The sequence below is a fragment of the Rhizobium sp. S152 genome (genome assembly GCF_030380735.1).
Lineage (GTDB): Bacteria > Pseudomonadota > Alphaproteobacteria > Rhizobiales > Rhizobiaceae > Rhizobium.
The window spans coordinates 366,443-378,952 of sequence record NZ_JAUDRZ010000002.1; the positions used below are offsets into that span (position 1 = coordinate 366,443).

Annotated in this window: 12 protein-coding genes; 1 reads left to right on the forward strand and 11 read right to left on the reverse strand. The window is 63.1% G+C overall.

The window, feature by feature from the left end; all coding sequences use genetic code 11:
- Position 1: 1 nt before the first annotated feature.
- The 11 genes from QTL95_RS02940 to QTL95_RS02990 all read right to left on the reverse strand — a co-directional run bounded on the left by QTL95_RS02940 (position 2) and on the right by QTL95_RS02990 (position 11,538).
- Positions 2-1,261, reverse strand: a complete 1,260-nt coding sequence (locus QTL95_RS02940) for a dihydrolipoamide acetyltransferase family protein (protein ID WP_289718464.1) — start codon at positions 1,259-1,261, stop codon at positions 2-4.
- A 3-nt stretch (positions 1,262-1,264) separates the two neighbouring features.
- The gene (locus QTL95_RS02945) at positions 1,265-2,278 is read right to left on the reverse strand and encodes an alpha-ketoacid dehydrogenase subunit beta (protein ID WP_289718465.1); all 1,014 of its coding nucleotides are present in this window, start codon (positions 2,276-2,278) and stop codon (positions 1,265-1,267) included.
- Between the two features lies 1 nt (position 2,279).
- On the reverse strand, positions 2,280-3,512 hold the full coding sequence (locus tag QTL95_RS02950) for a thiamine pyrophosphate-dependent enzyme (RefSeq protein ID WP_289718466.1): 1,233 nt from the start codon (positions 3,510-3,512) through the stop codon (positions 2,280-2,282).
- Between the two features lie 62 nt (positions 3,513-3,574).
- Positions 3,575-4,702 carry an acyl-CoA dehydrogenase family protein gene (locus QTL95_RS02955; RefSeq protein ID WP_289718467.1) on the reverse strand — a complete coding sequence of 376 codons (1,128 nt, stop codon included), beginning with the start codon at positions 4,700-4,702 and terminating at the stop codon, positions 3,575-3,577.
- 12 nt (positions 4,703-4,714) lie between these two features.
- Complete coding sequence (locus tag QTL95_RS02960; RefSeq protein ID WP_289718468.1) at positions 4,715-5,902, reverse strand: acetyl-CoA C-acyltransferase; 1,188 nt, start codon at positions 5,900-5,902, stop codon at positions 4,715-4,717.
- Positions 5,903-5,968: 66 nt separating this feature from the next.
- Positions 5,969-6,613: a ThuA domain-containing protein gene (locus QTL95_RS02965; protein ID WP_289718469.1), complete on the reverse strand. Its 645-nt coding sequence runs from the start codon at positions 6,611-6,613 to the stop codon at positions 5,969-5,971.
- A 140-nt stretch (positions 6,614-6,753) separates the two neighbouring features.
- Entirely contained in the window at positions 6,754-7,272 is a 519-nt protein-coding gene (locus tag QTL95_RS02970) for a GNAT family N-acetyltransferase (protein ID WP_289718470.1), read from the reverse strand.
- A 15-nt stretch (positions 7,273-7,287) separates the two neighbouring features.
- On the reverse strand, positions 7,288-8,166 hold the full coding sequence (locus tag QTL95_RS02975) for a carbohydrate ABC transporter permease (protein ID WP_442981245.1): 879 nt from the start codon (positions 8,164-8,166) through the stop codon (positions 7,288-7,290).
- 4 nt (positions 8,167-8,170) lie between these two features.
- Positions 8,171-9,061 carry a carbohydrate ABC transporter permease gene (locus tag QTL95_RS02980; RefSeq protein ID WP_289718471.1) on the reverse strand — a complete coding sequence of 297 codons (891 nt, stop codon included), beginning with the start codon at positions 9,059-9,061 and terminating at the stop codon, positions 8,171-8,173.
- On the reverse strand, positions 9,058-10,161 hold the full coding sequence (locus tag QTL95_RS02985) for an ABC transporter ATP-binding protein (RefSeq protein WP_289718472.1): 1,104 nt from the start codon (positions 10,159-10,161) through the stop codon (positions 9,058-9,060). The genes QTL95_RS02980 and QTL95_RS02985 overlap by 4 nt, the downstream gene beginning before the upstream one ends.
- 120 nt (positions 10,162-10,281) lie before the next feature.
- Positions 10,282-11,538, reverse strand: coding sequence for an ABC transporter substrate-binding protein (locus QTL95_RS02990; protein ID WP_289718474.1), 1,257 nt, complete (start codon positions 11,536-11,538; stop codon positions 10,282-10,284).
- Between the two features lie 192 nt (positions 11,539-11,730).
- Here QTL95_RS02990 and QTL95_RS02995 point away from each other — a divergent pair, with 192 nt between their 5' ends.
- Positions 11,731-12,495: a GntR family transcriptional regulator gene (locus QTL95_RS02995; protein WP_289718794.1), complete on the forward strand. Its 765-nt coding sequence runs from the start codon at positions 11,731-11,733 to the stop codon at positions 12,493-12,495.
- The last annotated feature ends 15 nt before the right edge of the window (positions 12,496-12,510 follow it).

Below are 12,510 nucleotides of genomic sequence, written 5' to 3' on the forward strand. Positions count from 1 at the left end.
GTCATCCTTCGATGAAGATGAGGGCCGGCGTCTCCAGGAGCACGCGGATACGCTGGATGAAGGTCGCGGCATCCCATCCGTCGACGATGCGGTGATCGAAGCTGGAAGAGAGATTCATGATCTTCCGCGGCATGAACTGCGTGCCGTCCCAGACCGGGCGGACCGCGATCTTGTTGACGCCTATGATCGCCACCTCTGGATGGTTGATGACGGGCGTCGAAACGATCCCGCCGAGCGCGCCGAGCGAACTGATCGTGATCGTCGAGCCGGAGAGTTCGTCGCGCGTGGCGGTGCCGGCGCGGGCGGCGTCGGCGAGCCGGATGATCTCGCCGGCGCAATCCCATATGCCGCGCGCCTCGCTATGGCGCACGACCGGCACCAGCAACCCGCCCGGCGTCTGCGTGGCGATGCCGATATGGACGGCGCCATGCCGTGTCAGCGCACCGGCGTCATCATTGAAGGTGGCGTTGAGATCGGGTTGCTCGGCCACGGCCTTGACGATGGCGCGCATCAGGAAGGGCAGGATGGTCAGCTTCGGCTGCTCGGGTTTGCGATCGCGGTTCATCCCCGTCCGCAACTCCTCCAGCGCCGTCATGTCGATTTCCTCTGCGTAGGTGATGTGAGGAATCCGAGACGTAGATAGCGACATCCGCTCGGCAATCCGCCGCCTGAGGCCGGTGAGCTTGATCTCCTCGGTCGAGGTCTTCTTCGCGGCGCCCGTCCTGGCGCTGGGTGCTGCGGCGCCGACGACGAACTGCTCGACATTCTCTCTGAGAACACGGCCGGCGGGCCCGGTCCCCTGGACTTGGCGCAAATCCACACCGTGCTCGCGGGCAAAGAGCCGGACGGCGGGCGACGCGAGAGGTTTTTCAGCCGGCGCTTGTGGCTGTGGTGCCGGCGTCACGTTTGGCTTCGACTTCGGTTCCACCGGCAACGCCGGTTCGGCAGATGAAGTTGCCTTGCCTGTTTCGGAAACAGCAGGCGGCGTGGTTGCTGATGCCGCAGCATCCTCGTCACTCGCACCCGTCTCGATCCGCACCATTGGCGATTTCACCGCCAGCTTGTCGCCGATTTCGGCGCCGAGCCATGTCACCGTACCGGTGACGGGCGAGGGGATCTCGACGGTGGCCTTGTCCGTCATCACGGCGCAGATCACCATGTCCTCGCGAACCGGATCGCCTGGCTTCACATGCCATTCGACGATTTCGGCCTCGGCCACGCCTTCGCCGACGTCGGGCATCCGGATGACGAATTCGCCCATCTCTCACGCCTCCATGATTTCGGTGAGCGCGCGCCCGACGCGGGCCGGGCCGGGGAAGTAGTCCCATTCCTGCGCATGCGGATAGGGCGTGTCCCAGCCGGCCACACGCACGACCGGCGCCTCGAGGTGATAGAAGCAATGCTCCTGCACGAGTGATGCTACCTCGGCGCCGAAGCCCGATGTCAACGTCGCCTCGTGCACGACCACGCAGCGGCCAGTCTTGGAAACCGATTGGACGATGGTGTCGAGATCGAGTGGTAGCAGGCTGCGCAGGTCGATCACCTCGGCGTCGATACCCGTGTCGGCGGCGGCGGCGAGCGCGACATGCACCATAGTCCCGTAGGCGACGACAGTCACCGCCGAGCCGGCGCGCCGGACCTCGGCCTTGCCGATCGGGATCGTATAATGCTCCTCGGGGACCTCGCCGAGTTCATGCTGTGACCATGGCGTGACGGGCCTATCGTGATGGCCGTCGAAAGGGCCGTTGTAAAGCCGCTTGGGCTCGAGGAACATGACGGGATCGGGATCCTCGATCGAGGAGATGAGAAGGCCCTTGGCATCGTAGGGGTTGGAAGGCACGATCACCTTCAGGCCGCAGACATGGGTGAACAATGCTTCAGGGCTCTGGCTGTGCGTCTGCCCGCCGAAGATGCCGCCGCCGGTCGGCATGCGCAGCACGATCGGGCAGGTGAAGTCGCCCGCCGAGCGGTAGCGAATGCGAGCGGCCTCCTGGGTAATCTGGTCGTAGGCCGGATACATGTAATCGGCGAACTGGATCTCGACGCAGGGCTTCAGCCCGTAGGCCGCCATGCCGATCGCCGTGCCGACGATGCCGGATTCGCTGATCGGCGTATCGAAGCAGCGGGTCCGGCCGTATTTTGCCTGAAGCCCCTGCGTGCAACGAAAGACCCCGCCGAAATAACCGACGTCCTCGCCGAAGACCACGACGCTATCGTCGCGTGCCATAGAGACGTCCATGGCGCTGCGCACGGCCTCGATCATCGTCATCCTGGGCATATCAGTACCCCGCCTTCTGCCGCTGGCGGCGGATATGCGGCGGCATCTTGGCATAGACGCCCTCGAAGATGTCACGAACCGATGGTTTGCCGCCGGCATGCAGCGTACCGTGATGCTCGGCCTGTCTCTGGGCCTCGATAACCTCGTCCATGATCTCGGCTTCGGCCTGGGCATGTCGCTCTTCCGACCATGCCTGCTTGAGGATCAGGTGCTTCTTCAGCCTGAGCACGGGATCGCCGAGCGGCCAGGCTTCCGATTCCGTCTTTGGGCGATAGGCGCTCGGGTCGTCGGATGTCGAATGGGCGCCGACGCGGTAGGTGACATATTCGATCAGCGTCGGGCCGAGATTGCGCCTCGCCCGCTCGGCGGCCCAACGCGCGACGGCATAGACCGCGAGGTAGTCGTTGCCGTCGACCCGCAGCGCCGGGATGCCGAAGCCGAGACCGCGGGCGGCGAAGGTTCCCGAGCCGCCGCGGGCAATCCCCTGGAACGTCGAAATCGCCCATTGATTGTTGACGATGTTGAGAATGACCGGCGCCTTGTAGGTCGAGGCGAAGACCAGCGCCGAGTGAAAATCGGATTCCGCCGTCGAGCCGTCGCCGATCCAGGCGGCGGCGATCTTGCTATCGTTGCGGATCGCTGATGCCATGGCCCAGCCGACGGCCTGCACATATTGGGTCGCGAGATTGCCCGATATCGTGAAGAAGCCGTGTTCCTTCGATGAATACATGATCGGTAGCTGGCGGCCGTGCAAAGGATCGCTCTCATTGGAGAAGATCTGGTTCATCATGTCGATCATCGGGTAGCCGTCGGCAATCAGCAAGCCGGCCTGGCGGTAGGTCGGGAAGTTCATGTCTCCCTTGTTCAACGCCTTGCGAAAGGCACAGCTCACCGCCTCCTCGCCCAGATGCTGCATGTAGAAGGAGGTCTTGCCCTGCCGCTGCGCCATCAGCATTCGGGCGTCGAAGGCGCGCAGCGTCATCATGTTGCGAAGGCCGGTCAGCAATTCGTCGTTGGAGAGCGCACCAGCCCAGGGGCCGACGGCCTCGCCATTGCGGTCGAGCACGCGGATGATGGAATAGGCGAGGTCGCGAATATCCTCCGCCGCCACATCGACCGCGGGCCGCGCCACGGCGCCGGCGGCGGCGATCTTCACATTGGAGAAATCAGGCTGGCCGCCCGGTCGAACCGCGGGCTCCGGAACATGCAGGCTCAGGCGAGCATTGTCGGTCATGTCTTGGCTTCCTCCCTCCGCAGCGCTGCTCCTCTCCTCAGGAAGCAAGCGCCGCCTCATGCCTAAAGATTACGCGCGATCACCATGCGCTGCACATCGCTGGTCCCTTCGTAGATCTGGCAGATCCTGACATCGCGGTAGATCCGCTCGACCGGATAGTCCGCCATATATCCGTAGCCGCCGTGAATCTGGATGGCGTCGGAGCAGACGCGCTCGGCCATTTCCGACGCGAAGAGCTTCGCCATCGACGCCTCAGAAAGGCAGGGCAGCTCGTTCTCCCGCAGGGCGGCTGCGTGCAGCACCAACTGCCGGGCGGCCTCGATCCTCGTCGCCATGTCCGCAAGGCGAAAGGCCACGGCCTGGTGTTCGATGATCGGCTTGCCGAAGGACGTACGTTCGCGCGCGTAGTCGCGGGCAGCCTCGAAGGCCGCGCGGGCCATGCCGACGGCCTGCGCGCCGATGCCGATGCGCCCGCCCTCGAGGTTCGCCAACGCGATCCGGTAGCCTTCGCCCTCCTCGCCCAGCCGGAGTGCAATGGGAATGCGCATCTCGTTGAAGGCGATCTGGCAGGTGTCGGTCGAGTGCAGGCCGAGCTTGTCTTCGACACGGGCGACCTCGTAGCCTGGCGTATCCGTCGGCACGATAAAGGCGGTGATGCCCTTCTTGCCTGCCTGCGGATCGGTTGCGGCGAAGACGATGATGACCTGGCCGTTCTTGCCCGATGTGATGAACTGCTTGGCGCCGTCGATGACGTAATGATCGCCGTCTCGCTTTGCGCGTGTGCGCAAATTGGAGGCGTCCGAGCCCGCCTGCGGTTCCGTCAGCGCGAAGCCGCCGATCCAGGCGCCGCTGGCAAGCGATGGCAGAAACCGCTGCTTCTGTTCTTCGGTGCCGAACTTCAGGATCGGCACGCATCCGACCGAGCTGTGAACGCTCATGATGGTGGAGCAGGGGCCGTCGCCAGCGGCGATTTCCTCGAGTGCCGCGGAATAGGCCACGGTGCCGGTCTCCGAGCCGCCATAGGTTTCCGGAACGAGCATTCCGAGCAGGCCTAACTCCCCCATCTCCTTGAGTTCGGCGCGCGGGAAAGCATGCTCGCGGTCGCGCGCCGCCGCTCCCGGCAGAAGCCTCTCCCGGGCGAAATCGCGGGCGAGGTCCCTGATCTGAAGTTGCACGTCGGAAAGGATCATCGCGCGCGCTCCTCAGTGCCGTTCGATGGCAATGGCGGTGGCTTCCCCGCCGCCGATGCAGACGGCCGCCATGCCGCGCTTCAGACCATGGCGCTGGAGTGCCGCCAAGAGCGTCACGATGATACGCGCACCGGAGGCCCCGATCGGATGGCCAAGCGCGCAGGCGCCGCCGTTGATGTTGACCTTCTCGTGCGGCAGATGCAGATCGCGCATCGCTGCCATGGCAACGACGGCGAAGGCTTCGTTGATCTCGAAGAGATCGACGTCGGCGAGCGCCCAGCCGGTCTTGTCGGAGAGCGTGCCGAGCGCGCCGATCGGCGCCGTCGCGAACATGGCGGGCGCCTGCGAATGGCCGGCGTGGCCGACGATCGTTGCAAGCGGCTGCAGGCCACGCCGTTCCGCTTCGGATCGCCGCATCAACAGCAGCGCGGCCGCGCCGTCCGAGATCGAACTGGAGTTGGCGGCCGTAACCGTTCCGCCCTCGCGAAAGGCCGGTTTCAGGTAAGGTATCTTGTCGAGGCGGGCCTTGCCCGGCTGCTCGTCGCGCTCAATCGTCCGGTCCTCTCTTCCCACCTTCACGGTCACAGGAACAATTTCGCTGTCGAAGTCGCCGGCCTCGATCGCCCGTTGCGCACGCGTAAGCGAGGCGACGGCATAGTCGTCCTGCGCCTTGCGGGTGAACTGGTAGGCCTCGGCGCAATCCTCCGCGAACGTGCCCATCAGGCGCCCCTTGTCGTAGGCGTCCTCAAGCCCGTCGAGGAACATATGATCGATGACGCGGCCGTGGCCGAGCCGGTAGCCAGCGCGTGCCCTGTCAAGCAGATAGGGGGCGTTGCTCATGCTTTCCATGCCGCCGGCGATCACCGTCGAGACACTTCCCGCGGCGATGAGGTCATGCGCAAGCATGACGGCCTTCATGCCGGAGCCGCACATCTTGTTGATGGTCGTTGCGCCCGTGGAGACCGGCAGGCCGGCCGCGATTGCCGCCTGTCTTGCCGGTGCCTGGCCCTGGCCCGCTGCAAGCACGCAGCCGAAGATGACTTCGTCGACGTCGTCGGGCGAAAGCGCGCTTCGCTCGATCGCAGCCTTGATTGCCGTGGCGCCGAGCTGCGGTGCCGTAGCCTCCCTGAAGTCGCCTTGAAGTCCGCCGATCGGCGTTCGCGCCGAACCGACGATGACCACCGGGTCCTGCAGTGCCATGCGATACCCTCCCAAGCATACACACAGACCATATATGGCGCAGTCGCGCCCGAAGTCAGCAGGTCGTCATGCGCGCGCGGCCCAGGAAAGCCCGCGCCGCAGAATAAGCCGCATATGCGGGTGCTCGAATTCCGCGGCCACATGGCCCAGCGCCGAGTAGAAAACGCGGCCGGCACCGAAACGCCGCTTGAAGACCACGGGCATGGTGACGCCCTCGGCTGCGGGATCGTGCTCGCCGCTGAAGGTCGTGGTGGCGAGAACCTCGATCGTGGGGTCGTAATGCAGGTAATATTGCTCCGAACGATAGGAGAAATCCGGTATCGCAGTCATGACGGGATCATCCGGGCGGATGACGTCGACGCGAAAATCGATGACGTTGCCGGGATGCGCGACCCAGGTGACGCCGGAGACATAGCGGAAAGGCGCGCTCTCCTTGAAGGATGTGGCAAGTGCTGCGTGCGGGCCGCCGAGGCCGAGACCACCGCGAACGGCTTCGACCAGCGCATCGGCATGGGCCTTCTCGATCTTTTCGCCGGTGATGATGGGGACGAGCAGATCACTTGCTGCGATGGCAGAGGAACCGAAAATGTCCAGGTCCCCGGTAACCTCGACCGCGAATCCGTCCTCCCTCAGCAGGTCGGCGACGATGGCCGCGCATTGCTCGGGCTCATGTCCCTTCCATCCGCCCCAAACGATGATCGCCTTGCGCATTCCTGCCTCCTCCTGCCTTCGGTCTCGAACGCTGGCGCCGCCATTTCCTCTGTGACGCGCCGGCGATTCCCAACAGAGAGCTTATGCTTATCGAAGCAATACCGCCAACCCGCGGTTCGCCTTCGTCAGCCTCGAAGCTTTTATGACTTGGCGCCGGTCTCGCCGGATTCTGAAATCTCGCTTGGTTCCGCGAGAGCCAGCATGTCGCGATAGATGCCGGGAACGGAGCCTTCGATCGGGATGGCGCCGACGCTCCTGCGATAGAACTCCATCGGTCCGGCACCTCCGATCACGCCGTAGGCATAGCCCTGCGCATGCATGTCGAGCAGCGTGGTCAGAAGCAGGGCATGGCCGACGCCGTTGCCGCGTGCGGAGACATCCACGCCCGTCGGACCGAAGAAGCCTTTGGCGGTCGCTTCATGGCAGGCGAAGCCGACGAGCTCGCCATCCTTGATGGCGATGAAGCAGGAGGGCGGCTGGCGCATCGTCGCCGCCGTCGCCTCGGCCGCCCAGCCGGCGCCGAAGCGCGGCTCGATCCACGACGTCAGGGCATTGAGCTCGGGCGCCAGCACGCGACGGATCGTGAATCCGTTGTCGGTGATCCGCTTGTTCAGCGCGGGATTCGGTTCCAATTCGTAAAGTTTTACCAGCATGTCCATGATATTATTCCTTTATCATCCCTTGACGGCACCGGCCGTGAGGCCCGCCACGATGCGGCGCTGGAAGAACAGCACCAACAGGATCAGCGGAAGCGTAACCGTGACCGATGCCGCCATGATCTGGCCGAAGGGATATTCGTACCGGCTGTTGCCGGCGATCAGCCCGATCGCCACGGGTACCGTACGGTTCTCGTCGGTCAGCGTGAAGGTGAGCGCGAAGAGGAACTCGTTCCACGCAAGGATGAAGGCGAGGATGCCGGTACTTGCCAGCGAAGGTCCCATCAGCGGCAGCAGGATCTTCATCAGGATGCGGAAATGCGAGCACCCGTCGATGATGGCGGCCTCCTCAAGCTCCCTCGGAAACTCGCGGATGAAGGTGGTGAGGATCCAGGTCGTGAATGGCACCGTCGACAGCAGATATGTCAGGACCAGCGCGCTCGGCCGGTTGAATAGGCCCATCCAGTTGATCAATTCGAACATCCCGGAAAGCACGACGACCTGAGGAAAGATCGAGATCATCAACACGATCATCAGCATCGCGCGCCGCTGCGGAAAGTCGATACGCCCCAGCGCATAGGCCGCGCTGAGGCCGATCACGAGCGACAAAAATGTGGTCGATACAGCGACATAGGCGGAGTTCAGGAGAGATCCCATGAAGACCGGATTATCGATCAGCTGGCGATAATAAGTGAAGTCGAGCGCCGGGACGAGGGCGGAGCGATAAAGTGCCGCGCCCTGCTTCGTGGACGAGACGAAGGCCCAGTAATAGGGAAACAGCGTGTAGATCAGCACCAGAAGCAGGGCCGCGCCCTGGAAGAAGCGCACGATGCGCCGCCGCATCCTGTAGTAGGCGGCGGGCTTGCGTGCGGGACGGTAGATCGAGGCGTCGGTCATGGTCTCAATTCCCCGCTGCGCGATCGAGACGCAGTGCGCCGATGATGATGATGGCGATGAGGCCGACCAGCAGGAAGACCCAGGTCGATGCGGCCGAGCCGACGCCCAGCTCCTGGAAACTGATGAGCCTGTCGCGCGCGTAGATCGATACGGTCATGACGTTCTCGTTGCTTGCCGCCATGACGTAGGAGAGGTCGAACATGCGCAGAGCGTCAAGCACACGAAAGAGCACGGCAACGCCGATCGCCGGGCGCAGCATGGGCAGCGTGATCGACCAGAAACGCTTCCAGGCGGGAATGCCGTCAACTTCGGCCGCCTCGAAGATCTCCGGCGAAATCAGCTGCAGGCCGGCCAGGATCAGGAGAACCATGAAGGGCGTGGTCATCCAGACGTCGACGAAGATTACGACACCCATGATCAGCGAGCTGCTCGCTGTCCAGGCGATGCCGTGATCGATGAAGCCGAGGCCGATCAGGATCTTGTTCAGCACGCCGAACTGGTCGTTCAGCATCCATTCCCAGATCTTCGTCGAGACGACGACCGGGATCGCCCAGGGGACAAGAATGGCGGCGCGCACGAGTCCACGCCCGGGAATGGCCTCGTTGATCAGCAATGCGATGGCGAGGCCGAGAACGGTCTCGATCGCCACCGAGATCACGGTGAAGACTAGAGTGTTGCGCACCGCGATCCACCAGCTCCGGTCGTTGATCACTTCCAGGAAATTGTCGATGCCGACCATGGCATACGATGTCGGATCATCGAGATAAGCATCGGTAAAGGCAAAGAAGAATGTCCGCCCCAGCGGCCAGACGGCCACCACGAGCATGACAAGGACGACGGGGATGAGGAACATCCATGCGGCCAGATGGTCGCGGCGGGCGAGGCGGGTGCTCATCGTTTCTCCGCCTCTGTCGTGATTTCCACGCTTCCCCGATGGCCGATGCGCTGTTCGGCCGGGTCGAAGACGAAGACGGCGTCGTCGCCGAAGCTGAGGCCGATGCGCGTGCCGATCACCTCCTTCGCGGGGGCGACGTTCACGCGAATGACCCAGACGACGTCGTCGGTTATCCGGCAATAGGCGAAATGCTCGTGGCCTAGATCCTCGACACGCTCAAGCGTGCCGGCTAAGCGCCCGGCGCCGTCGGCGACGATGGTCAGGGCTTCCGGGCGAATGCCGATCGATGCCGCCTCAGCGCCGGCGGCAAGAAAACCGGCTGGGAAGGAAAGGCCGCCTGGACCGGAGACGATGCCCGCCTGCGTTGTCACGGGCAGGAAGTTCATGCGCGGGCTGCCGATGAAACTGGCGACGAAGCGGTTGTCGGGCGTGTGATAGAGCGCCTGCGGCGTGCCGACCTGCTCGATCTTTCCATGGTTGAGCACGACGATGCGATCCGCCAGCGTCATCGCTTCGGACTGATCGTGCGTCACGTAGATCATGGTTGTCTTCAGCTCGTCGTGGAGCTTGGCGATCTCCATGCGCATTTCCATGCGCAGATCGGAATCGAGATTGGAAAGCGGCTCGTCGAAGAGGAATATTTCCGGCTGACGGACCAGCGCACGGCCGATCGCAACGCGCTGCCGCTGGCCGCCGGAGAGTTCACGAGGGCGGCGGTCGAGCAGGTGATCGACCTTGAGCATCCGGGCAACCGTCTGCACCTTGGCGCTGATGGCGTCGCGGGCAAGGCCCAGCGTCTCGAGCGCGAAACCAATATTACGTGCCACGCTCATGTGTGGGTAGAGCGCATAGGACTGGAACACGAAGGCGACGCCGCGTTTCGAGGCGGGAACGTCGGTCACTTCCTCGCCGCCGATGCTGACCGTACCCTTCGTGGTCGAGACGAGGCCGGCGACGATGCGCAGAAGCGTGGACTTGCCGCAGCCCGATGGGCCGACGAAGACGACGAACTCGCCATCGCCGATCTGAAGATCGACATTCTGGATGACAGAATGCGTGCCATAGCTCTTTGAGACGGAATCCAGCGAAACCGATGCCATTGTATATCCGGACCTGAAACTGTGCTGAGAAAACGGCCACCGGAGTGGCCGACTGCGCTGCAGGGACGAGCCGATGGCGCGAACGGGTTCCGCCCGCGCCGGCTTGTCGGAAGGCGGGGCCTAGCGGCTTTCCTTCAGCTTCTCGAGCCGCGCGGCAAGCGAGGTCAGCCCGGACTTGATATCACCGCCGCCCGACAGCATGTCGTGGACGGAGCGATAGAAGGCCTGCGAAACGCGGTTATAGCTGGTGCCGGTGTAACCGGAGGGACGCACCGCGCTATCGGCGAATGCCTGCTGGTTGTCCTTGAGGAACGGTATCTTGGCCAGGACATCCGGGTCGGAGTAGAGCGCCGGGATGGACGGATTGACCGCCGCTTCGATCGCGCGCTTCTTCTGCATTTCCTGACCGGTGATAAAGTTCACGAAGTCGGTTGCAGCATCCGCCTTGGCGCTGAACTTGGAGACGCCGTAGTACATCGGGCCGAGGCAGCCGCTCGACTTCTCGCCTGCCTTCCCGACCGGTAGCGGCATGACGCCGACCTTGTCGATGATCGCGCTGCCCGGGGCGTGGGACGTGCCCCAGACATAAGGCCAATTGCGGTGGAACACGGCGTTGCCGGATTCGAAGATGGCGCGCGAGGCTTCCTCATCGTAATTGAGTACGCCCTCGGGGCTGATCGTGCCGATCCAGCCCTTGGCGCGTTCGATGGCCTCGGCCGCCTGCGGGTTGTCGATCGTTACCTTGCCATCGTCGGAAATGATCGTGCCGCCGCCGTTCGAGGCAACCAGTTCGATCGCGTCGCAGGTCAGGCCTTCATAGCTCTTCGCCTGCCAGGCGTAGCCCCAGAGATCGGCCTTGCCGTCGGCGCGTTCTTTGTCCTGGATCTCCTTGGCCGTTGCCGTCAGTTCGTCCCAGGTCTTCGGCGGCTGCTTGCCGTATTTCTCCAGAAGATCCTTGCGGTAGAACATCAGGCCGACGTCCATGTAAGCAGGCATGGCGACGAGCTTACCGTCGAGCTTGGCCGCGCCGAGCGTCGATTCGAAATGCTTGTCCTGGTCCGCCTGCGGAATGGTCTTGGAAATATCCAGGAGGTTGTTCTTGAACATGCCGAGCCAGATCACGTCTAGGAACAGCACGTCGACATCGGTGGATTTGGCGGCCAGCAGCTGCTGGTAGAGCGGGATCGCATCATCGAGCAATGCCGGCATCTTGTTGATCTTGGCTTCGTTGCCGGTCTTGTCCTTCCAGGCTTTCGCCACGGAAGTGCAGAAATCGAATTCAGTCGGCGCGCAGAATGCGGAGATGGTTTCGGCATGCGCGCTGCCGGCCCAGATGCCGGCGGATATGGCTAAAGCAGCAAGACTTCTCTTCAACATGAACTGTTCCCTTTTTGTAACGCTTCGGTCTCTCGTGAAACTCTTCCGGTTTCTTGTGGGATAATAGGACTGGTTATATCCAGTCATGTCAATATGGACTTTCACGAGTTTTACGTGGAGAGTGAATCCGAGACCGTCAGCAGAGGAAGATATGATTTGAACAAGCGGCAACTGGAAACCTCGCTATCCGGCATGCCGCAAAGTCTGGTGGATCGTGAGGATCCCCGGCCACTCCACAAGCAAGTATATGACGCGCTTCTGACCTCGATCCGAAACGGCAAGCTGCCGCTACGTGGAAAGCTGCCTTCCGAGCGCGAATTGGTCGATCTCTTCGATGTCAGCCGCATCACCATCCGCCATGCGATCCGCGAACTGATGCAGCAGGGCGTGGTGACCAGCCAGCCGGGCAAGGGCCTGTACGTCGCCGAACACAGCGGCGGGTTCGAACTGCAGGTACTGAAGAGCTTTACAAGCACGGCCGTCTCGAACGGCCGGGTGCCGGGAAACCGGCTGATCGAGGCGCGGATCATCCGCGCACCGCTGGAAATCAGCCGTCCGCTGTTTCTGCCGCCGGGCGCGGATGTGGTCGTGTTGTCGCGGTTGAGACTGCTGGACGACGTGCCTGTCGTCATCCAGACCGACTGGCTGCCGGCGGGGCGTTTTCCCGGGCTTCTGGATCTCGATTGGTCGATGGGAAACCGTTCGCTTTACGCAGAGTTGCGCAATCATCATCATATCCATCCCGCCCGCGGACAGACGACGCTGAGCGCGCGGCTCGCTTCGACTGAAGAGGCGGGCATGCTGGACCTTCAGCCGCCTGCAGCAGTCCTGACCGTCGATCAGATCGCCTTCGACGATCGGAACAGGCCGGTCAACCTGACGGCGCTCATCCATCATCCTGAGCGCTATCCATTGACGCTCGCGCAATCGGAAACCGGCGATATCGAGCAGTATTGAGACCGGTTCGGCCTC